General features: G+C 62.0%; 21 protein-coding genes and 1 pseudogene. 11 read left to right on the forward strand and 11 right to left on the reverse strand.

From position 1 onward, the window contains the following. Together GGD53_RS10475 and GGD53_RS10480 are read right to left on the reverse strand one after the other, a co-directional pair. Entirely contained in the window at window positions 1-1,302 is a 1,302-nt protein-coding gene (locus GGD53_RS10475) for a carbohydrate ABC transporter permease (protein ID WP_184455586.1), read from the reverse strand. Window positions 1,303-1,367: 65 nt separating this feature from the next. Further along, complete coding sequence (locus tag GGD53_RS10480; RefSeq protein WP_184455588.1) at window positions 1,368-2,714, reverse strand: extracellular solute-binding protein; 1,347 nt, start codon at window positions 2,712-2,714, stop codon at window positions 1,368-1,370. 249 nt (window positions 2,715-2,963) lie between these two features. On the opposite strand from GGD53_RS10480, the gene GGD53_RS10485 reads away from it, so the two are divergent. Together GGD53_RS10485 and GGD53_RS10490 are read left to right on the forward strand one after the other, a co-directional pair. Beyond that, window positions 2,964-3,422 (forward strand): YbaK/EbsC family protein, encoded by a 459-nt coding sequence (locus GGD53_RS10485; RefSeq protein WP_184455590.1) that lies wholly within the window; start codon window positions 2,964-2,966, stop codon window positions 3,420-3,422. An 84-nt stretch (window positions 3,423-3,506) separates the two neighbouring features. Next, window positions 3,507-4,514 (forward strand): Tim44 domain-containing protein, encoded by a 1,008-nt coding sequence (locus GGD53_RS10490; RefSeq protein ID WP_184455592.1) that lies wholly within the window; start codon window positions 3,507-3,509, stop codon window positions 4,512-4,514. A gap of 55 nt (window positions 4,515-4,569) precedes the next feature. On the opposite strand, the gene GGD53_RS10495 is transcribed toward GGD53_RS10490, so the two are convergent. Beyond that, window positions 4,570-5,601 carry a hydroxyacid dehydrogenase gene (locus tag GGD53_RS10495; protein WP_184455594.1) on the reverse strand — a complete coding sequence of 344 codons (1,032 nt, stop codon included), beginning with the start codon at window positions 5,599-5,601 and terminating at the stop codon, window positions 4,570-4,572. Window positions 5,602-5,886: 285 nt separating this feature from the next. Here GGD53_RS10495 and GGD53_RS10500 point away from each other — a divergent pair, with 285 nt between their 5' ends. From GGD53_RS10500 to cydX, 7 genes are all read left to right on the forward strand, one after another. Continuing rightward, complete coding sequence (locus GGD53_RS10500; protein WP_184455596.1) at window positions 5,887-6,486, forward strand: HupE/UreJ family protein; 600 nt, start codon at window positions 5,887-5,889, stop codon at window positions 6,484-6,486. Window positions 6,487-6,760: 274 nt separating this feature from the next. Beyond that, window positions 6,761-7,336 (forward strand): GbsR/MarR family transcriptional regulator, encoded by a 576-nt coding sequence (locus GGD53_RS10505; protein WP_184455599.1) that lies wholly within the window; start codon window positions 6,761-6,763, stop codon window positions 7,334-7,336. A gap of 4 nt (window positions 7,337-7,340) precedes the next feature. After that, window positions 7,341-9,071, forward strand: a complete 1,731-nt coding sequence (cydD, locus tag GGD53_RS10510) for a thiol reductant ABC exporter subunit CydD (RefSeq protein ID WP_184455601.1) — start codon at window positions 7,341-7,343, stop codon at window positions 9,069-9,071. Then, on the forward strand, window positions 9,068-10,762 hold the full coding sequence (locus GGD53_RS10515; protein WP_184455604.1) for an amino acid ABC transporter ATP-binding/permease protein: 1,695 nt from the start codon (window positions 9,068-9,070) through the stop codon (window positions 10,760-10,762). The genes cydD and GGD53_RS10515 overlap by 4 nt, the downstream gene beginning before the upstream one ends. Window positions 10,763-10,839: 77 nt before the next feature. Further along, complete coding sequence (locus GGD53_RS10520; RefSeq protein ID WP_184455606.1) at window positions 10,840-12,420, forward strand: cytochrome ubiquinol oxidase subunit I; 1,581 nt, start codon at window positions 10,840-10,842, stop codon at window positions 12,418-12,420. 6 nt (window positions 12,421-12,426) lie between these two features. Continuing rightward, window positions 12,427-13,581: a cytochrome d ubiquinol oxidase subunit II gene (cydB, locus tag GGD53_RS10525; RefSeq protein WP_184455609.1), complete on the forward strand. Its 1,155-nt coding sequence runs from the start codon at window positions 12,427-12,429 to the stop codon at window positions 13,579-13,581. 13 nt (window positions 13,582-13,594) lie between these two features. Beyond that, window positions 13,595-13,717, forward strand: coding sequence for a cytochrome bd-I oxidase subunit CydX (cydX, locus tag GGD53_RS10530; RefSeq protein ID WP_184455610.1), 123 nt, complete (start codon window positions 13,595-13,597; stop codon window positions 13,715-13,717). Between the two features lie 43 nt (window positions 13,718-13,760). Here cydX and GGD53_RS10535 read toward each other — a convergent pair whose 3' ends face one another. The 5 genes from GGD53_RS10535 to GGD53_RS10555 all read right to left on the reverse strand — a co-directional run bounded on the left by GGD53_RS10535 (window position 13,761) and on the right by GGD53_RS10555 (window position 19,953). Next, window positions 13,761-15,764, reverse strand: coding sequence for an aldo/keto reductase (locus GGD53_RS10535; RefSeq protein ID WP_184455612.1), 2,004 nt, complete (start codon window positions 15,762-15,764; stop codon window positions 13,761-13,763). A 37-nt stretch (window positions 15,765-15,801) separates the two neighbouring features. Beyond that, window positions 15,802-16,884 carry an ABC transporter ATP-binding protein gene (locus tag GGD53_RS10540; RefSeq protein ID WP_184455614.1) on the reverse strand — a complete coding sequence of 361 codons (1,083 nt, stop codon included), beginning with the start codon at window positions 16,882-16,884 and terminating at the stop codon, window positions 15,802-15,804. Window positions 16,885-16,897: 13 nt separating this feature from the next. Further along, window positions 16,898-17,734: a carbohydrate ABC transporter permease gene (locus GGD53_RS10545; protein WP_184455616.1), complete on the reverse strand. Its 837-nt coding sequence runs from the start codon at window positions 17,732-17,734 to the stop codon at window positions 16,898-16,900. Beyond that, entirely contained in the window at window positions 17,731-18,591 is an 861-nt protein-coding gene (locus GGD53_RS10550; protein WP_184455618.1) for a carbohydrate ABC transporter permease, read from the reverse strand. Before GGD53_RS10550 ends, GGD53_RS10545 begins: the two co-directional genes overlap by 4 nt. Window positions 18,592-18,678: 87 nt before the next feature. After that, window positions 18,679-19,953 (reverse strand): extracellular solute-binding protein, encoded by a 1,275-nt coding sequence (locus GGD53_RS10555; RefSeq protein ID WP_184455620.1) that lies wholly within the window; start codon window positions 19,951-19,953, stop codon window positions 18,679-18,681. Between the two features lie 86 nt (window positions 19,954-20,039). On the opposite strand from GGD53_RS10555, the gene GGD53_RS10560 reads away from it, so the two are divergent. Beyond that, window positions 20,040-20,960, forward strand: a complete 921-nt coding sequence (locus GGD53_RS10560) for a helix-turn-helix domain-containing protein (protein WP_184455708.1) — start codon at window positions 20,040-20,042, stop codon at window positions 20,958-20,960. 42 nt (window positions 20,961-21,002) lie between these two features. Here the strand turns inward: GGD53_RS10560 and GGD53_RS10565 are convergent. Then, window positions 21,003-21,395: pseudogene (locus tag GGD53_RS10565) on the reverse strand (VOC family protein); the annotation flags it as partial. A 142-nt stretch (window positions 21,396-21,537) separates the two neighbouring features. Between GGD53_RS10565 and GGD53_RS10570 the strand changes: the two are divergent. Continuing rightward, complete coding sequence (locus GGD53_RS10570; protein WP_184455622.1) at window positions 21,538-22,047, forward strand: GNAT family N-acetyltransferase; 510 nt, start codon at window positions 21,538-21,540, stop codon at window positions 22,045-22,047. A 4-nt stretch (window positions 22,048-22,051) separates the two neighbouring features. On the opposite strand, the gene GGD53_RS10575 is transcribed toward GGD53_RS10570, so the two are convergent. Then, entirely contained in the window at window positions 22,052-23,146 is a 1,095-nt protein-coding gene (locus GGD53_RS10575; RefSeq protein WP_184455624.1) for a Gfo/Idh/MocA family protein, read from the reverse strand. 10 nt (window positions 23,147-23,156) lie between these two features. Then, window positions 23,157-24,167: a Gfo/Idh/MocA family protein gene (locus GGD53_RS10580; RefSeq protein ID WP_184455626.1), complete on the reverse strand. Its 1,011-nt coding sequence runs from the start codon at window positions 24,165-24,167 to the stop codon at window positions 23,157-23,159. Between the last annotated feature and the right edge of the window lie 313 nt (window positions 24,168-24,480).

Genomic DNA, 24,480 nt, shown 5'->3' on the forward strand with positions numbered 1-24,480 from the left:
TCAATCCTCGATCAAGGGCTTGGCGACAAGCGTGCCATAGTTGAAGACACGCAGATAAAGCAGCGACAGCACCACGCCGATGACGACGAGCACCAGCGCCATGGCGGCACCCAGCCCGTATTCGAGATTGCCGGCATAGTTTCTGAGTGCGGTGTGATAGGCGGAGAGCGCCCAGACCTCGGTCGCGTTGCCCGGCCCGCCATTGGTGGCGAGCAGGATTTCATTGAAGGAGGCAAGCAGCGACAGCGTCTGATAGCAGGTGACGAAGAGGATCGGCCAGCGCATCTGGGGCAGGATGATGTAGCGGATCTGCTGCCAGCGTGAAGCGCCGTCGACCTCGCTCGCATAGAACTGGCTCTTCGGGATGGCCTTCATCGCCGATGAGAACACCAGCATGCCCATCGAGGCGCCGATGAAGCCGTTGATCAGCACGACGAAGAACCAGGCATTATAGGCGGTATCGAGCAGGTAGTTCTTCGGGGGGTAGCCGAACTTGCCCATCAGGATCGAAATGAAGCCGCTGTCCCAGGCGAGCCACTTCCACAGCATGACGTAGATGACGACGGGCGTGATGCGCGGCAGGAGCCAGATGCCGCGAAAGATCGAGGCCGGCGTCGGAGGCATGTAATGCGTCCAGATGGCAAGCAGCAGCGCATAACCGACGTTGAAGAGCATCAATACCAGCGCGACGTAGAGCACGGTATTGAAAAGCACACGCGCCATGTCGGGCGAGCTCGCCATGCGTGAGAAATTGTCGGTCGTCCAGGTCCAGCCGGTATAGGTGGTCTTGGCGACGGTTTCCTTCTGCTCCGGCGTCAGCTTGAAACCCAGACCGTCCAGCGACGAAAACAGCTGTTCCTTGCTGTCGAAGCGCGTGTTGAGGACGGAGCGGTTGAACTGTTCGGAGATCTGCTTGACCTCGCGCGTCGAAGGCCGTTCGGCAAGATCCTTGATCATGCGCTCGACGTCGCGCCGCGTCGCAAAGACCTCGCCGGCGTGCTTGGCGCGCAACTCCCCCGCGATCGCAGGCGCAAGGCCGAGGCCCTCCACGGCCTTGAGGCCGGCTTCGTCGATCGTGTAACGCGGCTCGGCCATCTCGGCGGCGATCTCCGGCATCGCCGATTTCAGCGTGATCAGCGAATTGGGTGCGATCTGATAGACGCCCCCTGAAATGCCGGTCGCCGTGGTCATGTTGGTCATTGAGAAGACCGCTGTCAGAACGACCGGCATCAGGAAGAAGAGCACGATCATGACCGCTGCAGGCGCGATCATTACCAGTCCGAGCGTTGTGGATGATTTCATGGAAGCCTCCTCGAAGGGATCGATCGGGCGGCGGAGTTGCCGCCGCCCGGAGGGATGCTTCGATCTTAGCGGATGACGATCTTGTCGCCGAGCGTGCTTTTCAGCTCGCTTTCGGCATCGCCGATGGCGGCGTCGACAGTCTTGGCGCCGGTCCAGGAAGCTTCGAGGTTCTTCCACATGATGTTCCAATAGGTGCCGAAATCGGAATTGTTCGGCATCGCATTGGCATGCGGCAGCAGGCGTTCGGTGGCTTCGCGGGTCCAGCGGTCAGCCGAGTAGAAATCCACTTCGGACTCCGCTTCCGAGATGCCGAGATGGGCTGACTTGACCGCATGCAACGCATTGGTGCGCGGCTCCGAGGCGATCGTGATCAGCTTGGCGGCGATATCGGTGTCCTCCTTGTCGTGACCTGCGGTCAGGAGATAGACGAGCGGATGCGTCAGCGTGTTGGCCTTGCCGCCTTCGCCGGCCGGGATCAGCGTGAAGATAACGTTGCCGAAGAAATCCTTGAGGCCTTCCTGATTGACGAGGCGGGCATAGTGCCAGGTGCCGCCGTCCCAGATGCCGGCCTTGCCGGTGGCGACTTCCTTCCACCACTGATCGCCTGGCATGCCGATGTGGTTCTTCTTGGTGACGCCTGATTTAACGGCATCGGCGAAGAACTGGTAGGTGCGGGCCATCGCGGCCTTGTCGAAGACAAGCTTGCCGCCTTCTTCCATCGTGCCGCCGAAGCTGGTGTAGAACTGCCAGTAATCCGGCCCGTTGCTGGTGCGCGGATAAAAGCCGTAGCCGGGCTGGACGAGGCCCTTGTCCTGCATCTTCTTGGCGTCTTCGAGCAGGTTCTTCATCGTGTACTTGCCGTCCTGCACGTTCTGCGGCAGGGCGTCGAGATCGGCGTCGCTGTAGCCGATCGCCTTCATATACGGCTTCCAAAAGAACATCGGCCGGGATTCGGCATCCTGCGGGATGCCATAGACGGTGCCGTTGTAGGAGGCGATCTTCAGAAGATTTTCATAGATGCCGTTGAGCGGCCAGGAATCGAGGTCGACATAATCTTCGATCGGAACGATCAGGCCGGATTGCGACCAGGGTGCGATGTCCTCGTGGCCGCTGACGACAATGTTCGGGGCGGTTTTGGCTTCTGCGGCAAGGGTCAAGGCCTGTTTGAAGTCTTCCCAAGCGCTATAGGGCTTCTTTTCGACGGTGATTTTCAGGTCTTCGCCCTTGAGGGCGGCTTCGCGCTGCAGCTGCTGCGCCGCGATCTCGATGGCGTCGAGACGATAGACGTCGTTCGGGCCGGTGCCGCCGGCCCAGACGCTGATGGTGACGTCCTTGGCGAGTGCGAATACGGAGGTCGAGGCCAGGATGGCAGCCGCGATCGTAAGGGATTTCAATGTCGGCAAAATGGTCATCTTCTTCATCTCCCCAGAAGAGCAGTGTGAGGCCTCTTTGACGGGTCATCACTGGTGTTGACGACCGCTTCGAAAGCCCGCAAAAACGTGACAAGTCCCGCTCTATGGGCTGAACGTAACGGCCGAATGACAAAATTGAGCACGTGTGCAAAATTATTATGACGATGTCCGCGGCACTTGCAAGCGGCGGTGTTCGGCGGGCATCTTTTACGCTTCAAATTGCGCCTTTCCTGGTCTAGCATCGCACCCATGAGCCTTGAATCCGTCCGCGCCTTCTTCGGCACCCACGCACGCGACATCGAAATCATCGAAACCGCCGAGAGCTCCTCGACGGTGGCGCTTGCCGCCGAAGCCCATGGCGTCGAGCCCGCCCAGATCGCCAAGACGATCTGCCTGCGCGTCGGCGAGCAGATGATGCTGGTCGTTGCCGGCGGTACGGCGCGGCTCGACAATCGCAAATTCAAGGATACTTTCGGGGCCAAGGGGCGCATGCTCGATGCCGAAGAGGTCGTGGCGGTCACCAGCCATCCTGTCGGCGGTGTCTGCCCGTTCGGCCTGCCCTCGCCGCTGCCGATCTATTGCGATATTTCGCTGAAACGCTTCGACGAAGTGGTGCCGGCGGCCGGCTCGACCAATTCGGCCGTCCGCATCGCCACAGGACGGCTTGCCGAGTTGACCGGCGCCAGCTGGGTCGATGTTTGTCAGTAAAGTGGCCGAAAAACTTCAAACAGAAGAAAGACCACCTATATTCTATCCCGACATGCCGTGATTGTGCATGACAGGAGACCAGGAATGCCGAGTGCCGTTTCGCGTTTTGCCAAGATGGCGGCCATTGCCGTACTGACGAGCGCTACCGTTTTTGCCACGATCAGCGATGCCGATGCGCGCCGCGCCGGCGGGTTCGGCGGGTTCGGAAGCCGTGGCACCCGTACGTTCAGCGCGCCTCCGGTTACCCGTACTGCGCCTGCCCCGGCTGCCCCCATTGAACGGTCGATGACGCCGCGCCCGCAAACGACCGCGCCCTATAGCACGCAGCAGCCCGGCTACGCCCAGCAGCGCCCAGGTTTCTTCAACGGCTTCGGCCGTTCGATGATCGGCGGCCTGATCGCCGGCGGTCTTCTCGGCATGCTGCTCGGCCACGGTTTCGGCGGCGGCTTCGGTTTCCTCGGCATGCTGCTGCAGATCGCTTTGATTGGCGGCGCCGTCATGCTCGCCATGCGTTATTTCGCCAACCGCCGCCAGCCTTCTTACGGCGCCGGCGGTCAGAGCCGATCCTACGGCCAGTCGTTCAACATGTCGCCCACGAACTCTTCGTCGTTCCAGATCCCGGCGATCGGCTCTAGCGCCGGCGGTCCGTCGCGCGGTAATCGCCCGAGCGACGAGGTCGGGCTGGCCCAGGCTGATCTCGACCAGTTCGAAGAGTTGCTGACGAGCGTGCAGACCGCTTACGGCGCCGAAGACTACGGCGCGTTGCGCCGGCTGACGACGCCTGAGGCAATGTCCTATCTTGCCGAGGAACTGGGAGAAAACGCCACCAACGGCGTGCGCAACCGTGTCTCCGACGTCAAACTGCTGCAGGGCGATATTGCCGAGACTTGGCGCGAGAACGGCCAGGACTATGCGACGCTCGCCATGCGTTATTCCTCGATCGATGCCATGGTCGAACGCGACAGCGGTCGTGTCGTTTCTGGCGACGACCGCCGTCCGAGCGAAAGCACCGAGATCTGGACCTTCGTGCGCAAGCCGGGCACGGACTGGAAGCTCGCTGCGATCCAGGGCACCGGACAGCGCGCCGCCTAAGGAAGCCAGCCTCTACAGATGCCGCCCAAGCTGTCGATCAGGCTTGGGCGGCATTCTAATTCACCGCCACCGGCTTGGAGCGCATGCGGGAGACCGTCTCGCGCTCCGCCCGTTTGCAGCGCATCGGTGGCAGGCCGCGATCCATCAGGTCCATGTCTTCCAATACCATGTCGCCCATCTTCTTGAAGGCGCTGTCGAGCGCTCCGGCCCGGTGCGCCGAGCGGATGAAGCCCTTCAGGCTGCGTACCGGATGATCAGGCGGCAGCGGTTCCTCAGGGTAGACGTCGCTTGCCGCGACGATATGGCCCGACGAAACGGCCGCCATCAATGCGTCGAAATCGACAACGTCGGCGCGACTGAGCAGGATGAAGGCCGCTCCCCTGCGCATGCTGGCAAAGGCCTCAGCACCGAGAAAACCTTTGTTTTCGCTGGTGACGGCTGCGACGACAAAGACGAAATCGCTCTTCGTCAGCACATTTTCCAGGCTCGCGGGCTCGACGCCGTTTTCTTCGAGGATCGAGCGGGGCAGCCAGGGATCGAAGACCCGGATGCGCGCCCTGAAACCGGACAGCACGCGGCGCAGCGCCTTGCCGAGATCGCCGAAGCCGACGATGCCGATCTCGGAACCGGCGATCAGCCGCGCGCTCGCATTGCCCTCCCCTCCCCAAAGTTCGCTGCCTTCGCGGAAGGCAACATCCGCATCGACGATGCCGCGCGCCAGGGCCAACGCGAAGCCGAGACCGATTTCGGCCACCGGCTCGGCGAAAACCTGGCCCGTCGTCACGACATGGATGCCGCGCTCGAACAGCACGTCATAGGGCATGTTGTTGAGAAGGTTGCTCTCGACGTTGAGGATCGAGCGTAGAGCCGGCATTCTGGCGAGCGTTTCCGCCGAGAGCGGCGGCTGACCGATGACATAGCGCGCTCTGCCGAGAATCTCGCCGCCCAACCCGGCGATGTTCTCCGGATCGGCTTCGACGATCTCGTATTTCGCATACAGTTCGGCACGTGCCTTGTCGCTGAAGATCAGATCGAGCGTGCGCGGCTCGGGCGCGCTGATCGCCAGCGGCCGTTCGGTATTTGTCATCGGCATCTCCTCCGTCGCAGGCGGCTGCGTTTCCTCGGCTGGAGAATTGATAACCTCCGGCCGCGGCCGTTTCCAGTTGGCGGACGAGAAATTGGAGAGCGTACCTTTGATCGGTGTTGATCATGGGCGGCCGACGCAATTGAAAGCGGCATTTGCCTATCAGATAAGCAATTGAATTCTCTCGCTATTCATGTTGACGGTTCGACCTGCCTGAATTAGCTTGAGGCATTCAACCTGCGCGCCCCGCCGCGGCAGGAAGTCGAAGCATTGCAAAGGAAACGAACCATGAAGTCAGTACTTAAAAGCGGCCTGCTTGCCTTGGCTGCCGCAGCGCTTCCGGCTGTCGCTTCCGCCCATCCTGCCGTTGGTGACGCTGCCGGCTTCAGCCATGGCTTTGCTCATCCGATGTCCGGCCTCGATCATGTCCTCGCCATGGTGATGGTTGGTGTGGTTGCTTTCCAGCTCGGGAGCCGCGCCATCTGGCTCTTGCCGTTGACCTTCGTCCTGATGATGGCGTTTGGCGGTGCTCTCGGCGTTGCCGGCGTTGGTCTTCCCTTCGTTGAGACGGGCATAGCGCTTTCCGTCGTCGTTCTGGGCGGCATGGTTGCAATCAATGTCAGGGCGCCGTTGGCCGCGGCGCTCGGCATGGCAGGCCTCTTCGCCATCTTTCATGGCCATGCGCACGGCGCCGAAATGCCGGACAACGCTGCCGGCGCCGCCTATGCTGCCGGCTTCATGATGGCAACCGGATTGCTGCACGGCGTCGGCCTTGCGCTTGGCTACGTCATCGGCCACGCCGGCGAACGCCAGGGCGTTTTCGTCACGCGGGCGGCGGGCGGCGTTGCCGCCATTTCCGGACTGGGCATCCTGGCCGGTCTGATCTGATCTGTCCGCATCTCGGCAAGAAGCCGATACGCAGCTGACGCACCTCGCTCAGACAATCACGCCCGGCATGCGCGACGCAATGCCGGGCATAGTTTTGCGTTATTGTGCCGACGAACCGCGCACTTGCGCCGCGTGATCCTCTGCGGTCAATCCGACGCGTGAATTGACAATATCCAAATTGACGCAGGCGTATCTTGCTGATTGTCGGCGGGGCGCAAAACTCTGTATAGTGATTTCAGAAATTTCTGAAATCACAGACGTCACGGAAATTGCCATGAACCTTCCGCCTCTCGTTCAGTCCTTTGTTCTCCATTTCGGCGAAATGGGATCGCGCTGGGGGATCAATCGCACGGTCGGTCAGATCTACGCCCTGCTATTCGTCTCCCCCGCCCCGCTCTGCGCCGAGGAGATCGCCGATTCCCTCAGCATCTCGCGCTCCAATGTGTCGATGAGCCTGCGCGAGCTGCAGGCTTGGAACCTCGTTCTTCTCAAACACAAGCCGGACGATCGCCGCGATTTCTTCACCACCCCCGATGATGTCTGGCAGATATTGAGGACGCTTGCCGAGGAGCGGAAGAAGCGGGAAGTCGACCCGACGCTGTCGGTTCTGCGCGAAATCCTGATGCAGCGCCCGGCAAGCGAAACCGAGCGTTATGCGCAGGAGCGGATGGGTGAGATGCATACGCTGATCGAACAGCTGACGCATTGGTATGAAGACGTAAAACAACTTGAAACGGAAAGGCTCGCGACGCTACTCTCGCTGGGCGCGAAAGTGACAAAGCTTCTGGAGGCTAAGGACCGGGTCGTCTCGCTCGGCCGCCGCCGGCCGAATCCTGCGAACAAGAGTTAGCGGCATGGGCACTGCTTTCTTCGACGCGGCAAACGAAGCGGATGGACGGCCGCGGGCTAGAGAGGTCGCGTCGCAACACGCCGATGCGGGCAAAGCCCGGCTGCGCAATGCGGCGATGCTGCAGGCGCTGGCTGCTGTCATTTGGATCCCGCAGGCCGCACTGCTGGCCGCCTCGGTCGGCCGGATCGCCGATGGCGGCGAGCTGCATGACGTTCTCTGGCCGGCCGTCGGCATTCTCGTTCTCGGATTGGTAAGAAGCGGTCTCGACGCGGCTGGCGGCCGCCTGGCCTTTCGCGCCGCGCGGAGCGAACTCAGCCGGAAGCGGCAGGCCGCGGCCGGTTCCCTCTCCCTGTGGTCGCCGGTCGACCGCGGCCGGCCGGCATCCGGCAAGGCCGCGAGCGTCATCGGCGAACAGGCCGAACTCATCGTGCCCTATCTCGCCCGCTTCCAGCCGGCGCGTGTGAAAGCGAGCCTTGTGCCGCTTGTCATCCTTGTCTTTATCCTCCCCGTCTCCTGGATCGCCGCGCTGGTCCTGCTGTTTGCGGCGCCGCTGATTCCGATCTTCATGGCGCTGATCGGTTGGCGCGCCCAGGCGGCCAGCGAAAAACAGCTTGTCGCGACCGGCGGCCTCAACAGCTTCCTGCTCGATCGCCTGCGCGGACTGACGACGATCCGTGCGCTGGATGCGGTCGATACAACGGCCCTGCGGCTGCGTCGCGAGGCGGAATCGCTGCGCGCGCGCACCATGTCCGTGCTGAAAATCGCCTTTCTGTCCTCCGCCGTGCTCGAGCTTTTCGCAGCGCTCGGCGTGGCGATGGTTGCCGTCTATGTCGGCTTCAGCCTGCTCGGTGAAATCCGTTTCGGCACTTGGACGGGCCGGCTCGACTTGACCGAAGGCTTGTTCATCCTGCTGCTTGCACCCGCCTTTTTCGAACCGCTGCGCGAGCTTTCGGCCGTCTGGCACGACCGGGCGGCGGGAGAAGCGGCGCTGAAAGCCCTGGACGCGCTTGCCGCCGAAGGTCTGCCCATACGGGGATCGGCCAAACCGGCGGCTCTCGCCAGCACCGAGGTGCCCGCCATCCGACTTGAAAATCTCACCTTTCGTTACGGCGCCGACGAGCCGCTGATCCTCGACAGCTTCAACTTCGATATCGCCGCCGGCGAACATCTGGCGCTGCTCGGTGCCAGTGGTTCCGGCAAGTCAACGCTGCTTTCGCTGATAGCAGGGCTGGCGCCCTGCGTCGGCGGTCGCATCGTCATCGGCGGCGTCGAGCTCGGGAATGAGACAGCCGCCAGCCTAAGGGGCGCGATGGCTTGGATCGGTCAAAAGCCGCATATCTTTGCCGGGACCATCGCCGGTAATATCGCGCTCGGAAGACCCCGCATCTCACGCGACGCCGTGGCGGAAGCGCTCGATGCCGCCAGCCTCCGGAAGGTGGCCGATGCCTATGGCTGCCAGCCACTCGGCGAAGGCGGGATCGGGCTTTCCGGCGGCGAGGCGTTGCGGCTTGCGATCGCGCGCGCTGCCTGCAATCCGGATCTGAAGATCATCCTGGCCGACGAGCCGACCGCCCATCTCGACGCCGACACGGCGGCTGATGTGACCGAGAGCCTGCTCGCGCTAGCGCGGGGTCGTACCCTCATCGTCGCGACGCATGATCCGCTGCTCGCCGCCCGAATGCATCGCGCCATCCGCATCGATGCCGATTTCGCCATGAGGCAGGCGGCCGAATGAGCTTCTTTGTTGCAGACATCAAGCCGATCCTTCGTCTGTTCTTCGCCGAACGTCGACGCGCGCTGTTCGTCGGCGCCGTGCTTTCGGCGGCAACGGTGACGGCAGGGATCGCGCTGCTCGGACTCTCCGGCTGGTTCATCACCGCCACTGCCCTTGCCGGGCTATCGGCCGCGGCCGCCATGACCTTCGACGTTTTCGCACCGGCCGCCGGCATCCGCCTGCTCGCCGTCGTTAGGACCGCGGCACGCTACGGCGAGAGGCTTGCGACCCATGATGCGACACTCGGCGTGCTTGCCGCGCTGCGCGAGAGGCTGTTTCGCGGCTTTGCCGAACCGGGTGCTGCCCGCGCTCTCTTGCACCGCCCCGCGCGGTTGCTGTTCCGGCTGACCGCCGATATCGATGCGCTCGATTCCCTCTATCTCCGAATTTTCGTGCCGGCTGCTGTCGCGATCGGCGCAACGCTGGCTGCGAGCGTGGTGCTGGGCCTGATGCATCCCCTGTTCGGCCTGTGTTTCGGCCTCTTTCTAGCCGGCGCCGGCCTTGGGCTGCCATTGATCGCGGGCCGCGTTGCCCGCAAACCCGCCCGCAGGCGCGCCCATGGCATCGAGGTGCTGCGGTCGCGGACGATCGATCTCGTCGCCGGCCAGACCGACCTGCTGATGGCCGGCCGGCTCGAGGCGCAGACGAGCGCCATCGCGGATGCCGACAGTTACGCGGCTCAAGCCGATGATCGATTGAACCGTGTCGAAACCGGTCTGACATTCGGTTTTGGCCTCGTCTCGACGCTCCTGCTGACGGCATCGCTGCTCACGGTGGCCGCGCTTGCGGAAACGAAGGCGATTAGCGCGCCTGTCGCAGCCCTCGGCCTGCTCGTCGCCTTCGCGGCGGTCGAACCCTTCGCGGCGCTCCGCCGCGGCGCTTTGGAACTCGGGCGGACGCTGCTGGCGGCAAAGCGGATCGCACCGCGGCTTGCCGTCGCTGATGATGAGACCCAACCGCCAGCGACGCCGCTGCCGGGATACGCCTTTTGTCTGGCCGGCGTGTCCGCCTTCCATGAGAATTCCGCCGTGCCGGCGCTGGTGGACATCGACCTGGTGCTCAAGCAGGGCGACCGCCTTGCCGTCATCGGCAGCAGCGGCGCCGGCAAGTCGAGCCTGCTCGCTCTGCTTTCCCGCGAGTTGCCGGCAAGCAAAGGAGGCGTCTCCGCGATGAGGGCGACCTTGCTGACGCAGCGGACTGAACTCTTCGGGGATAGCCTCCGCGGCAACCTTCTTCTTGCGAACCCGGATGCGAGCGAGGCCCGCCTTGGCGAAGCGCTCGCCGCCGCCGGCCTGCTTGCCGATATCGAGGCGATGCCACAGGGGATCGACACAAGGCTCGGCGAGGGTGGGCTTGGACTTTCGGGCGGCCAGTCGCGCCGGCTGGCGCTTGCCCGGCTCTTCCTGCGCGACACGCCGCTCTGGCTGCTCGACGAGCCGACCGAAGGCCTCGACGGCGCCACCGCCCGCGATGTGCTCTCACGGCTGTCGTTAATGGCGGCAGGCCGCTCGCTGGTGATCGCAACGCATATCCGCCGCGAGGCTGCGGTTGCCGACCGCATCGCCGTCATCGAAGGCGGCCGTATTTCAGAAGTTTCGCGCCGTGGGGAGGCGGCGTTCGAAAAGGCGCTCGACCGGCTTCGATCGGACTGAGCAAGACCCGCATGCCCTCACGCGCCGGCCGGCGCTGAGGAACGCTCCGTACCCCGTGGGACCGTGGGAGAAAGACAATGGAACTAGATATCGTAGCACTTTCGCGCTTCCAATTTGCGCTGACGGCGCTTTACCACTTCCTGTTCGTGCCGCTGACGCTTGGCCTATCCGTGCTGCTCGCGATCATGGAAACCGTCTATGTCATGACCGGTCGTCAGATCTGGCGGCAGATGACAAAATTTTGGGGCACGCTGTTCGGCATCAATTTCGTGCTCGGCGTGGCCACCGGCATCGTCATGGAATTCCAGTTCGGCATGAACTGGAGCTATTACAGCTATTATGTCGGCGACATCTTCGGCGCGCCGCTGGCGATCGAGGGCTTGATGGCCTTCTTCCTCGAGGCGACCTTCGTCGGGCTGTTCTTCTTCGGCTGGGACAAGCTGTCGAAGGTCGGCCATCTCGTCGCCACCTGGGCTGTGGCGCTCGGCTCGAATTTTTCCGCGCTCTGGATCCTCATCGCCAATGGCTGGATGCAGAACCCGGTGGGATCGGCGCTCAATCCGCAGACGATGCGCATGGAGATCACGAGTTTCTTCGACGTCGTCTTCAACCCGGTCGCCCAGGCGAAATTCGTCCATACGGTGTCGGCAGGTTATGTCTGTGCCTCAATCTTCGTGCTCGGCGTTTCGGCCTGGTATGTGCTGAAGGGCCGGCATATCGAGCTTGCCAAGCGCTCGATGACGGTCGCCGCCTCCTTCGGCCTTGCCTCGGCGCTGTCCGTCGTCGTGCTCGGTGACGAGAGCGGTTATCTCGCGACCGAAAACCAGAAGATGAAGCTTGCCGCGATCGAGGGCATGTGGGAGACGGAGCCGGCTCCGGCGGCTTTCACCGCGTTTGGTTTCCCGGATCAGGAAGCGCGCGAAACACATTTCGCCGTGCATATCCCCTGGATCATGGGCCTGATCGGCACACGATCGCTGACGACGGAAATCCCCGGCATCGACAAGCTCGAACAGCAAGCCGAAACCCGCATCCGCGACGGCATCAGAGCTTACGACGCGCTGATGCAGATTCGTGCAGCGCCGACGCAGGATCAGGTTGCGCAGGAAGTGCGCACCTCCTTCGAGGATCTCGGTCATGATCTCGGCTACGCGCTTCTGCTGAAGCGTTATGTCGACGATCCCCGCCAGGCGACCGACGCGCAGATCGTTCAGGCGGCGCGTGATACGATCCCGCATGTGCCCACGCTCTTCTGGTCCTTCCGCATCATGGTCGGCCTCGGCATCTTCTTCATCCTGCTGACATCAATCTTCTTCTGGCTGTCGGCGCGGCGCCATCTCGACAAATATCCGCTGCTGCTGCGGATTGCCGTGCTGGCGATCCCGCTTCCGTGGGTCGCCATCGAGCTCGGCTGGGTCGTCGCCGAATTCGGCCGCCAGCCCTGGGTGATCGAAGGCGTGCTGCCGACGGCGGCAGCCGTCTCCAGCCTCGGCGCCGTCACCGTACTTTTGACGATCATCGGTTTTGCCGCGCTCTACACGGTGCTGATCGTCATCGAGATGAGTCTGATGATCAAGGCGATCCGCCAGGGACCGGAACCGGACGACGAGCCGGAGGCCGTCCTGATTTCCGAAACCCTCGTCCCGGCCGCGGAGTGACCTGTCATGATCCTTCACGAACTCCTCGATTATGAAACCCTGCGTCTGATCTGGTGGCTGCTGCTCGGCGTGTTGCTGATCGCCTTTGCGACGACCGGCGGCTTCGACCTCGGCGTCGGCACGCTCCTGCCCTTCGTCGCCAGGACCGATACGGAACGGCGCGTGGCAATCAACACCATCGGCGCCACCTGGGAAGGCAACCAGGTCTGGCTGATCCTCGGCGGCGGCGCCATCTTCGCCGCCTGGCCGCCGCTTTATGCAGTCTCCTTCTCGGGCTTTTATCTCGCAATGTTTGCGATCCTCTTCGCGCTCATCCTGCGCCCGGTCGGTTTCAAATACCGGTCGAAACGGGAAAGTGTCCGCTGGCGCAACGGCTGGGACTGGGCGCTCTTCATCGGCGGCTTCGTGCCGGCGCTGATTTTCGGCGTTGCCGTCGGCAATGTGCTGCAGGGCGTGCCCTTCCGCTTTGCCGACGATATGCGGATCTTCTACGAAGGCTCGTTCTTTGCCCTGCTGAACCCCTATGCGCTGCTCTGCGGCCTGCTCTCTGTCGCCATGCTGACGATGCACGGCGCGGCCTGGCTGGTGTTGAAGGCGAGCGGGCCGGTTGCGGAACGCGCCAGGAGTTATGGCAGCATCGCCGCCCTTGCCGCCATCGTGCTCTTTGCCCTCGGCGGCCTCTTCCTGTGGGTCGGCGTCGGCGGCTACCGCATCACCAGCGATATCAGCCCGATCGGACCTTCCAATCCGCTGCTGAAGACGGTGGTGGTCGAGAATGGCGCATGGCTTGCCAATTATAGCGCGCATTCCTGGATGATTGTGGCGCCTGTCCTCGGCTTTGCCGGCGCGGCACTGGCCTTCATCGCCATGCGGACAAGGCGCGAGGTGATGACGCTGCTTTTCAGCAAGCTCGCGATCCTGGGCATCATCTCGACGGTTGGCCTGTCGATGTTTCCGTTCATCCTGCCTTCCTCGCTCGATCCGCGCTCGAGCCTGACGGTCTGGGATGCATCCTCCAGCCATATGACGCTGTTCATCATGCTGGTGGTGTCGGCGATCTTCCTGCCGATTATCTTTGCCTACACGGCCTGGGTCTACAAGGTTCTGTGGGGCAAGGTCGACGAGAAATCCGTCACCGACAAGAACAGCCACGCCTACTGAGGGAGCGCAAACGATGTGGTATTTCGCATGGATCCTCGGCCTGCCGCTGGCAGCCGCCTTCGCCGTCCTCAACGCCATGTGGTACGAGCTGATGGACGATGCAGCCAAAAAGAAGGCGTCGGAGACGCGCAAGTAGATATGGAAGGGGCGCGATCCGAGCCGCGCCCTCCCCTCTTTCGTCAGCCTTCCAGCCACTTCACCTGGTCGGGTGTCAGCTTGATATCGAGCGCCGAGAGGCTGTCCTCCAATTCGGCGATGGTGCGCGGCCCGATCAGCGGAATGACCGGGAAAGGCTGGGCGATCACATAGGCCAGCGCGATATGGATCGGATTGCGGCCGAGCTTGTTGGCGAGCTCGATGGCGCGGTCGCGGCGCCCGAAATTGCGCTCGGAATACCAGACGCGTACGATCTCCTCATCATCCCGCTTGTCGCGGCCGGCACGGTCGGTGAAGAAGCCGCGGCCCTGGCTGGACCAGGCAAAGTTCGGGATCTGCTTCTCGTTCAGCCACGTCTTCCAGTCGTCGTCGGAGGCGGCGACGCAGCCGGCCCAGATCGGATCGAGCATCTCGGCAAGCGAGAAGTTGTTGGAGAGTGCCGCCGGCGCTGCCTTGCCGGTCTTTTCGGCATAGGCGATCGCCTCGTCGAAACGTGCGCGCGTCCAGTTCGAGCCGCCGAAGATGCCACGGATGCGGCCGCGTTTGACTTCGGCATCCATGGCATCGACGAACTCGCCGACAGGTACGTCGGTATTGTCGCGATGCATGAAATAGATGTCGACATAGTCGGTCTTCAGCCGGGCGAGCGACTGGTCGAGCTGCTTTGCAATCATGTCGGGATAGCAGAGCGGCGAATGCGCGCCCTTGCCGATCAGCACGATCTCCTCGCGCGGCACTTTGCGGCTGGTGTGCCAGTCGCCGAAGATTGCCTCCGTCTTGCCGGCGCCATAGACAAAGGCCGTATCGAAGGCGTTGCCGCCGGCTTCGTAGAAGGCGTCGAGCGTCAGGGAGGCGGCGGCGAAGTTCGGGAAGAACTCGAAGCCGAGGGTCACGACCGAAGCCGTCTTGGAGATGCCCGGAATCTGTCGCTGCGGAATGCTGTTGCCGCGCGTGACCGCGCCCCCTGATATATTGGCCGTGCGCTTGTTGGCTTTCTCGACGCCATATTCGAGACCAACCGAGGCGCGCCACTGGTCGAGCACGCGCAGATTTGCGATCGAATCCGCCCAGCTCATGCCGGGGGAACTGAACTCGGTTCTGCCGGCCCGGATCGCATCGCCCGCGGCATCCGCCTCGAAGGAATAGAGCCAGCGCTCTTCCCGGACTTCGATCGTCTCTCGGCTACCGCCCTTGAAGACCTCGATCTTGCCGATGCCGCCCTTCTGGCCGGAGGCGAACCAGAAGTCGGCCACTTCGATCCGGCCCTCGGAGCCGATGATGCGCAGCACATTGTCCTGCTGAGCCATGATCGAGCAGGAGACTTCGGCGATGATCTCGTTCGGGAACTTGAGCACGGCCGACGCCCATTCGTCGACGCCACTCTCTCCGAGATGGGCGACGCCCGACACCTTCTCCGGCTCGAGGAAGGCTTTGCCTTCCGCGGCGCCGGCGATCAATCGCGCCATGGAAACAGGATAGCCGCCAACGTCGAGAATGCCGCCGCCGGCGGTATCATTGGCGAAAAGCCGATGCTCCGGCTTATAGCTGCCCATGTTGAAGCCGAAGCTCGAGCGGATGATGCGGATCGTGCCGATGACGCCGCTCTTGATGAGCTGAACCAGCTTTTCTGTCTGCGGATGCACCCGGTACATGAAAGCTTCGCCAGCAAAGACGCCGGCTTTCTTGGCTTCGTAGTAAACGGCTTCGGCATCATAGGCCGAAAGCGCGATCGGCTTTTCCACCAGGATGTGCTTGCCGGCGCGCGCCGCCTTGATCGCCCATTCGGCATGGCCGGTATGGGGCACGGAAATATAAACCGCATCGACCTCGGGGTCGGAAAGCAGCGCCTCGTAGCCATCGACGATGCGGGCGCCGGGGAAGTTTTCGGCAAGTCCCGGCTTGGAAGGATTGCGGGTAGCGATCGCGACCAGTTTGCCGGTGCGCGAGTGGGCAACGCCATCGGCAAAGGTGCGAGCGATGGTGCCGGGGCCGATGATGCCCCAGCGGATCGGTTGATCGGAAGTCATGGAAACCTCTTTCGTCTTTCTGCCTTGGGATTGCGGTTTAGCGGAGCCGTTTGCCGGCGCCGTCGAAAAGGAATGTGCGGCTGGCGGGAAGGCCGACCGTCAGCGTCTCGCGATTGCCTGATGTGCGCGATTCCGGCCGCTCGATGATCAGCTGTTCGTCGCCGACGGCGGCATAGATGTAGCTGGTATTGCCGAGGTGTTCGGCGACGTCGATGGCAACGGTGAGATCGGTATCGCCGGCACCTCCGTCGACGAAATGTTCGGGCCGGATGCCGAGGGTCACTTTTGCGCCGATGTCGATTGTATCGGCGACGGACAGCGGCAGGCGCGTCTCCGGATTGCTCTCCAGCGCGATCACCGCCCTGCCGGGCTGGGCCTCGACGACCACGGCTTTCAAGAAATTCATCTTCGGCGAGCCGACGAAGCCGGCGACGAACTGGTTGGCCGGGTCGTCATAGAGGTCGAGCGGTGCGCCGATCTGCTCGATGTTGCCGGCGCGCAGCACAACGATGCGGTCGGCGAGCGTCATCGCTTCCGTCTGATCGTGGGTCACGTAGATCATCGTCGTGCCGAGCTGTTTGTGCAGCCTTGAGATCTCGACGCGCATCTGCACGCGCAGCTCTGCGTCGAGGTTCGATAGCGGTTCGTCGAACAGGAAGACCTCGGGCTCGCGGACAATGGCGCGGCCGATGGCGACGCGCTGGCGCTGGCCGCCGGAAAGCTGCTTGGGCCGCCGTTTCATCAGTTCGGTGATCTGCAGGATATCGGCGACATGGCTCACACGCCGCTCGGTATCGGCCTTCGGGTTGCCGTTCATGCGCAAGCCGAAGCTCAAATTCTCCTCGACCGTCAGATGCGGATAGAGCGCATAGGACTGGAAGACCATGGCGATGCCGCGATCGGCCGGCTCGACGTCGTTGACGACCTTGCCTCCGATCCGAAGCTCGCCCGATGTAATATCCTCCAGGCCGGCGATCATCCTCAGCAGCGTGGACTTGCCGCAGCCGGAAGGACCGACGAAGACGACGAATTCGCCGTCCTTCACCTCCAGATTGGCGCCATGGATGATCTCGAAGCCGCCGAAGCGTTTGACGATGTTGGTCAATGAAAGCTCTGCCATTCGGCTTCCCCGATTACTTGATTGCGCCGGCCGCGATGCCGGCGATGAAATGGCGCTGGAGCGCCACGAAGACGACGAGAATCGGCGCCGTCAGCAGCACCGCGCCGGACATGATGCCACCCCAGGATACCTTGGTGAGGCCGATCAGCGTTCCCAATGCCACCGGCGCCGTCATCATCCCCGGTCTGGAATTGATCAGCAGCGGCCAGAGATAATTGTTCCACGAATGCAGGAAGAGAATGATCGCCAATGCCGCCATGGTCGGGCGCGCCAGCGGCAGGGCGATGCGCAGGAAGATCTGCCATTCCTTGACGCCTTCGACGCGGGCTGCGTCGAAGAGCTCGCCCGGCATCATCGAGAAGGACTGCCGCATGAATAAGACGCCGAGGGAATTGAAGAGCGGCGGCACGATCAGAGCCACCCAGGTGTTTGCCAGCTTGAACTCGCGCGCCACCATGATGAATTGCGGGATGACCACCACGGAGAACGGCAGCGTGATCGTGCCGAGGATGATGGCGATGACGACGGAGCGGCCGATGAAACGGTAACGTGCCAGCGCCCAGCCGGCCATCGACGTCAGCATCACCGAGAGCACGGTATAGATAAGCGCCACGCCGATGGAGATCACCATTGCGCCGACGAAATCGGTATCGGCCTGCAGATTTTTGAAATTCTCGACGAAGTTGGTCGATGGCCACAGCACGATCTCGGGGTTGAAGATGCCGTTGTCGGGCATTGTCGAGAAGACGAACATCATCCACAGCGGAAACAGCCAGATCAGCGCCAGCGGCGCCAGCGCAGCGTGCAGTGCGATCTGACGGATGAGAAGGGATTGCGACTTGGATCTCATTTCGGGTCCCTCCCGATCCAGAGATTGAAAAAGGAGATCACCACGGCGAGAGCGGCCATCGTATAGGCGATCGCCGAGGCATAGCCGAAATTCAGCGAGGTGAAACCCTGGCGGTAGAGGAAGAGGCCGAGTGTCTCCGTGCCGCCGCCCGGACCACCGCGATTGGTGATGAGGAAGGGCTCGGTAAAGAGCTGCATGGTGCCGATCACCGAGAGCACCACACAGAAGAGGATGATCGGCTTTAAGAGCGGCAGGGTGATGTGGAAGAATTGCTGTGTCTTGTTCACCCGGTCGAGCGTCGCGGCCTCGTAGACATCGTCGGGGATGGCCTGCAGGCCGGCCAGGATGATGATGGCGTTATAGCCGGCCCAGCGCCATGTGACCGCGAGGATGATCACTGCCATTGCGGCATTGGCGTTGTCGAACCAGGAGATCGGGCTGAAGCCGACCGCTGAAATCATCTTGTTGATGATGCCGAAATCCAGGCTGAACATCAGCCGGAACACGGCCGCGTAGGCGACCTCACCGACGACGACGGGGGCAAAGAAGGCGAAACGGAAAAGCGGGCGCGCTTTCAGGAGCGGCGAATTGAGCAGCACGGCCATGACGGTGGCCAGCGCGATCATTACAGGCACCTGGATCACCAGGATGATCAGCGTGTTGTACAGAGCATTATAGAAGGCAGGGTCGTAGAAGAGCCGGCCCCAATTGGCCTGGAAACTGTATTTCCACGGATTGATGCGCGTGTTCTGAAAGGAAATCAGGAACGAGTCGATGATCGGCCAGACCCAGAAGGTGGCGAAAACAAGCAGATAGGGGGCGAGGAACGCATAGGCGCTCCGGGTTCTGAACGGCATCGAGCCTCCTCCTCACGAACGAATGAATGACCGGCCGCGTTGCAAGCCGGGAGAAAGCCGGGCGCGGGAAGCGCCCGGCTTCGTCATTCATTGCGCGATCGGAAGTCCGGTTGCTGAAGCGATCTGCTTGGCGGCATCGTCGAGAGCCGCTTTCGCGTCGGGGTAGCCGCCGGCGAAGAATTTCGCCTGCGTTGCCTTGAAGATGCCTTCGGCATCGCTCTGGAAGGCGGTGCCGCGGCTCGGCACGATCTTCGGCAGTGTCGCGAGGATGTCGGCCCAGACTTTCTGGCCGCCCCAATAGGGCTGCGCCTCGTTGACGAAAGGATCCTTTTCGGCAGAAAGCAGCGACGGCACCAGACCGAATTCCTTCAGCATGGTGACCTGCCCTTCATTCGTACCGAGGGCGTAGTTGACGAATTTCCAGGCGGCTTCCTTGTTTGCGGAAGTCGCCGAAATGGCGAGCGAGGAACCGCCGAGGTTGGCGGCATGGGGACCATCGGCCGTCAGGCTCGGCATTCTGTAAACGCCCCACTTGCCCTTGAGGTCAGGCGAGGTCGAGCGCACAGTGCCTTCATACCAGCCGCCATAGAGCTGGCTTGCGGCCTTGCCGGCGGTATTGGCCTGGATCTTCTCATCCCAGTTGGCTGCGGTCAGCGTGCCGGCATCCTTCATCTCCTTCACCTTTTGCAGCGCGGCGACGCAGGCGGGCTGATTGATGGTGATGTTCTGGCCGTCGGTCGAGAAATAGCCGCAGCCCTGCTCGTTGGCGATCATGCGGAACCATTCGCTGTCGCCGTTGAAATCCGCCTGCGCCATGACGACGCCGGAATTGGCGGCAGAAATCTTCTTGCCGGCGGCGATGAAATCGTCCCAGGTGCTGATCGTGCTCGGATCGACGCCGGCCTTTTCGTACATGTCGCGGCGGTAGAAGACGGCGACGGGACCGGAATCCCACGGCATGGCATAGGCGACATCGCCGACCTCAAGTTCGGTGCGCTTGAAGTCGGGGAACTTCGCCTGGATATCGGCCGTGTAGCCGAGCTCCTTCAGGTTAGCGAAGCAGTCCGGGAAACGGCTCCAGAAGATCTCAGCCTCGAAATTCTCGATGCTGACAATGTCGGGCAAGCCGTCGCCGCCGGCAGCGCAGGCCGCGAGCGTCTTGTCGAAGACCTGGCTGTTGCCAAGGTCTTCGACGTTGACCTTGATATCGGGGAACTGTTTGTTGAAGCCGGGAAGCGTGGATTTCAACGCTGATGCGGCGACATTCCAGCTCCAGATGGTGAGATTGGCCGACTCAGCGAAGGCGGAGCCGGAAGCAAGCAGTGCGAGAGCTGCGGTCGCAGCGAGAAGTTTGAAGCGCATTGAAAATCCTCCCTTTTCAATTGCCGATCTTTCACGAACGCGGTTAGACTATCCGCAAGGGAGCGGCTGTCTCCTAAAAAGGGAATATGGATTTGGCGGAAAGTAAGGTCGGCGCGCGCGCAATCTATCAGCCCGGCGCAAGCAGCATTGAGGGTTCGCCGACGGCGCTGCAGATGTTTCATGCGCACCCGCCCGTCATGGCCATGCCGCACTGGCACGCGCAGGTCGAGATCAACTATGTCATGCGCGGCAGTGTGCATTACCGCATGAACGATCACGCGTTCCGGCTGAACGCCGGTGAAATGTGCCTGTTTTGGGGTGGGCAGCCGCATCAGATGGACGAATCCTCGGATGATTCGCTCTATGCCGGGGCCCACCTGCCGCTCGTCTATTTCTTCCGACTGCGCCTGCCGATCAGCATTTCCAGCCGTCTTATGAAAGGTGAGACGTTGCTGACCTCGGCAACGGACGCTGCCGACAAGGAAAACTTCGCTCGCTGGTTTCGCTATGCCAATTCCAGCGATTCCGCCAGGGCCCAGCACGCCGTCGATGAATTGCTGCTGCGCATCGAGCGTATCGCATTCGAACCCTATTCGATGACGACATCGAAGACGACCGCCAGCCTGGAAGGTGATCAGCTGCATCCCAACTCCTCGCGCAGCGTCGCGCGCATGTGCGATTTCATCGCCGCCAATTTCCTGCAGGACATCGATTCGGTCGATATCGCCCGCGCCGCCGATCTGCATCCGAAATATGCCATGAATCTTTTCAAGCGATCGACCGGCATGACGCTCAGCAAATATGTGACGCTGCTCAGATTGTCTCGCGCCCAGGCGATGCTGATGAGCGAAGGCGCCAACGTTCTGCAGGTGGCAATGGACAGCGGCTTCGGCTCGATCAGCGCCTTCAACAAATCCTTTCGCCACATCGCCGGCATGTCGCCATCGGACTTCCGACGCGATATCCGGCTGGTGACGACGATCCCCGCCGGCGCCTTCCGCAATTAACGCATGTTCCGCCTCGTCGCCGTCATGCGCGGCTGAGGACTTTTTTTTGTCAGCGAGCTCAATCTGGATGCCATCGGGATCGCGCACGAAGGCGACCTTGTGCAGGACCTCGGCGTTGATTGCCAGGCGCGGCCGCTCCTTGACCTCGACGCCGGCCTTTTGCAGACGGGTGAAGGTCTCCTCGACATCTTCGAACAGGAAGGTCAGGTGGCGCAGACCGGCCGTCCCGTCCGGCACATCGACCGCCCTCGCAGCGCCTCCCGCCGGCGCGAAAATTTCCAGCATGCCGCCGCCGGCGTCGAGAAAGGCGATCTCGGCGCCATCGGCCATCCTCTTGCGCAGATGCAGGCGCAGGCCGAGCAGACTGCAATAGAAATCGACGGACCGGTCCATGTCACTGACCGTCATGCCGACATGTTCGAAGGATTTCAGCATAGGTGCTTCTCTCAGTTCGGATTCCAAAAGGATTTCATAAAAGTCTTTCAATCGAAGGGCGTTGACGGCAGCAGACGGGGCGGCCGCTTGTGCTCTGTGGACGTCGCCGCTACGGTGACGGTCAAAACGGGGTCAGTACCATATGCATATTCGAAAGGCGGTATCCGCCGATGCGGAGGAGCTGTGCAGTCTCCTGAACGAAATCATTCTGGCCGGCGGAACAACCGCGCTCGAGACGCCGTTGACGGCTGCGGAATTCGCGGATTGGTTCATCGACGGCGAATTCCCCCTTGTCTGTCATGTTGCGGAGCATGATCGGTCGCCTGCCGGCTTCCAATCGTTGAGCCTCTATGGCGATCCGCCAATAGGTCATGCCGATATCGCAACATTTGCCCGCGTAAACCCGAAGATACCAGGCGTAGGCCGCGCCCTTTTTCCGGCGACGCTGGCAGCAGCCGGGGAACTCGGGCTTGAATTCATCAATGCGACCATTCGTGCCGATAATGTCGGCGGTCTTGCCTATTACACAAAGATGGGCTTCGAGCCCTATGACAGGCTTATCCAGGTTCCGCTTTTGGATGGAACGCCCGTCGATCGGGTCAAGAAGCGTTTCAGGGTGGATGCCAAGCGCCGCCCGGCATCCCCCGCTTGATCATTCAGAGGCTGCCAGCCCCGCGCTGTTCTTCCGGAAGCCAGGAGCGATAGAGCGGATGATCGGCGGCAATCGGCATCGGCGTCGGCTGGCCGGTGCGCTGCGAGAAATAGGCGGCCGTCACCAACTCCAGTGAATTGCGGGCATCCTGCAACGTCACCGGCGGTTCCGTGTCCTCGACGATCGCCTTGTGGAAAAGCTCGAACTGGCGGGTATAGCCATCTTCGCCCGGCACATAGGCGGCAAGCGCCGCATCGATCCGCGCCTGGTGCTCTTCGGTTCCGGCGGTAAAGACCCAGGGATCGCGGCCCATCGTATAGGGTTCGAGGATGCTTTCGGCGACGAGATCGCTGAAGCAGAAGCGCAGCCGCGAGATTTCCTTGCGCGAGCCGAGCGTCATCGACAGCGTCGCCAGCGAGCCGTTCTGCATTCTCACCGAAAGGGCGGCGGTGTCCTCGACCTCGATCGGATTGACCAGCGTCGCCCCATAGGAGAATACCTCGGCGCAGGGGCCGTGCACATAGTTCAGCATGTCATGGGCATGGATCGCGTGGCCGAGAAGACCACCGCCGAGCTCGGTCGTCCATTTGCCGCGCCACGGCACGGCGTAATAATCCGGGCCTCGCCACCAATGGGTCTCGATCGTCGTCAGGAACGGCTTGCCGGCGAGGCCCTGCTCGATCAGCAGTTTCAGCTTCTGCAGGCCGGAGCCGTAGCGATACTGAAAGATCGGCATCAGCTTCCTGCCGGGGAAGCGGGCGAGGATGCCGCCCATCTCGTCGACCTCGGCAATCGAGCCGAAGAGCGGCTTTTCACAGATCACGTGCTTGCCTGACACAATGCCCTTGCGGCAGAGCTCGAAATGCGAGCTCGGCGGCGTCGAAATGTCGATAATGTCGAGATCGTCGCGGGCAAACAGCGAATCCGCATCCTGCGTGTATTCAGCAATGCCGAATTCATCGCACAGCGCCCTGCCGCGATCCTCATCCAGCGAGCAGAGCACGGGGACCTCGAAGAGATCCTTGTTCCAGCTGAAGCCGGTCAGGTGCCGCGCGGCAATACCAGCGCCGATAACGCCGACGCGCAATTTCCTCGTCATGATATCCTCCTCAGCGGGCGCCGATGCGCGCGGCTTTCGTCTGGGCTTCGAGCGAAAGGCGGCAGACTTCGAAAACGTGATCCTGCGTCATCGCCGTCTGCGTGCGGTTTGCGACATCGGCGGTGAATGCGTCGAAATAGTCGAGTTTTTCACCGCTGCAATCGATATGGGTCATTTCCTTGCCGTTGACGAGGAAGAGGTGATCCTTGCCCGGCCGCCCGGCAACATCAATATATTTGCGCAGCTCGATATAACCCTCTGTGCCGAGGATGGTGAGGCGGCCGTCGCCCCAGGTCGGCAGCGCCTCCGGCGTGAACCAGTCGACGCGGACATAACCCGCTGCCTTGTCGGAGCGCAGCAGCACCTCGCCGAAATCCTGGAAGGCGGGTTTATCGGGCATGCCGAAATTGCCGATCGAGCTGGCGATGACCTCGCCTGAGGTCGAGCCGGTATAAAACAGGAACTGATCGACCTGATGCGAGGCGATGTCGACGATGATGCCACCGAAGGCTTCGGGATCGAAGAACCAGTCCGGACGTGTCGGCAGCTGCAGCCGGTGCGGACCGACGCCGAGCGTCTGAATGACCTTGCCGATCGCGCCTTCCTTTACCAGCTTGCCGGCCTTGACGGCGGAGCGCACGCAATGGCGCTCGGAAAAGCAGATGGAGAAGATCTTGCCGGTTTCGGCAACGGTGCGCTTGACCTCTTCGAGTTGGGCAAAGGTCGTCACGCCAGGCTTGTCGGTCATCACGTCCTTGCCCGCTTTCATCGCGCGGATGGCAAGCCCGGCGCGGTCGCGCGGAATGGCGGAAATACAGATGACATCGATCGAGGGATCGTCGAACAGTTTCTCCCGGTCGATCTGCGGCGCATCGGGATAGGTCTTCTCAAAGGCTTCCCGCAACGCCAGCACGGAGGTCTGCGGGCAATAGCCGACGAACTCGCCGCCTGCGGCGAGCAGTCCCTTCACGTGATCGAACGTATGCCCATGGTCGATTCCGACGACGGCAAATCTCAACATCGCTGCAATATCCTCCCGGGATTTTCGTGCGGCCGGCTGAAGCCGGCATCCTCCATGTCAGCCAAAACAGATAACGAAAGCAGGCTCCTGTCAAGGCAAGCTGGGGGGTGAAATCGCCAGTGTTCGTATTTAACCTTCTGAAAAATAAAGCTTATTATGTATCTAAATAGTTATTTGTGATCTTCATCTGAATTGCTGCAGGCAGCAGAGCCGCTTTTCAATCCGATCCGGCAAACGTCTTTTTCCCCCGCCTATCTTGCTCCATTCGGCCGAATGTGATCGATTTCGGCCGCCGCCGGGCTGGAGGGCGGCA

It is taken from the genome of Rhizobium aethiopicum (assembly GCF_014197535.1).
Lineage (GTDB): Bacteria > Pseudomonadota > Alphaproteobacteria > Rhizobiales > Rhizobiaceae > Rhizobium > Rhizobium aethiopicum_A.

Coding starts and splice junctions, on each gene's coding strand:
- GGD53_RS10475 (WP_184455586.1), bottom strand. CDS start 1,302: ATGAAATCATCCACAACGCTCGGACTGGTAATGATCGCGCCTGCAGCG.
- GGD53_RS10480 (WP_184455588.1), bottom strand. CDS start 2,714: ATGACCATTTTGCCGACATTGAAATCCCTTACGATCGCGGCTGCCATC.
- GGD53_RS10485 (WP_184455590.1), top strand. CDS start 2,964: ATGAGCCTTGAATCCGTCCGCGCCTTCTTCGGCACCCACGCACGCGAC.
- GGD53_RS10490 (WP_184455592.1), top strand. CDS start 3,507: ATGCCGAGTGCCGTTTCGCGTTTTGCCAAGATGGCGGCCATTGCCGTA.
- GGD53_RS10495 (WP_184455594.1), bottom strand. CDS start 5,601: ATGACAAATACCGAACGGCCGCTGGCGATCAGCGCGCCCGAGCCGCGC.
- GGD53_RS10500 (WP_184455596.1), top strand. CDS start 5,887: ATGAAGTCAGTACTTAAAAGCGGCCTGCTTGCCTTGGCTGCCGCAGCG.
- GGD53_RS10505 (WP_184455599.1), top strand. CDS start 6,761: ATGAACCTTCCGCCTCTCGTTCAGTCCTTTGTTCTCCATTTCGGCGAA.
- cydD (WP_184455601.1), top strand. CDS start 7,341: ATGGGCACTGCTTTCTTCGACGCGGCAAACGAAGCGGATGGACGGCCG.
- GGD53_RS10515 (WP_184455604.1), top strand. CDS start 9,068: ATGAGCTTCTTTGTTGCAGACATCAAGCCGATCCTTCGTCTGTTCTTC.
- GGD53_RS10520 (WP_184455606.1), top strand. CDS start 10,840: ATGGAACTAGATATCGTAGCACTTTCGCGCTTCCAATTTGCGCTGACG.
- cydB (WP_184455609.1), top strand. CDS start 12,427: ATGATCCTTCACGAACTCCTCGATTATGAAACCCTGCGTCTGATCTGG.
- cydX (WP_184455610.1), top strand. CDS start 13,595: ATGTGGTATTTCGCATGGATCCTCGGCCTGCCGCTGGCAGCCGCCTTC.
- GGD53_RS10535 (WP_184455612.1), bottom strand. CDS start 15,764: ATGACTTCCGATCAACCGATCCGCTGGGGCATCATCGGCCCCGGCACC.
- GGD53_RS10540 (WP_184455614.1), bottom strand. CDS start 16,884: ATGGCAGAGCTTTCATTGACCAACATCGTCAAACGCTTCGGCGGCTTC.
- GGD53_RS10545 (WP_184455616.1), bottom strand. CDS start 17,734: ATGAGATCCAAGTCGCAATCCCTTCTCATCCGTCAGATCGCACTGCAC.
- GGD53_RS10550 (WP_184455618.1), bottom strand. CDS start 18,591: ATGCCGTTCAGAACCCGGAGCGCCTATGCGTTCCTCGCCCCCTATCTG.
- GGD53_RS10555 (WP_184455620.1), bottom strand. CDS start 19,953: ATGCGCTTCAAACTTCTCGCTGCGACCGCAGCTCTCGCACTGCTTGCT.
- GGD53_RS10560 (WP_184455708.1), top strand. CDS start 20,040: ATGGATTTGGCGGAAAGTAAGGTCGGCGCGCGCGCAATCTATCAGCCC.
- GGD53_RS10570 (WP_184455622.1), top strand. CDS start 21,538: ATGCATATTCGAAAGGCGGTATCCGCCGATGCGGAGGAGCTGTGCAGT.
- GGD53_RS10575 (WP_184455624.1), bottom strand. CDS start 23,146: ATGACGAGGAAATTGCGCGTCGGCGTTATCGGCGCTGGTATTGCCGCG.
- GGD53_RS10580 (WP_184455626.1), bottom strand. CDS start 24,167: ATGTTGAGATTTGCCGTCGTCGGAATCGACCATGGGCATACGTTCGAT.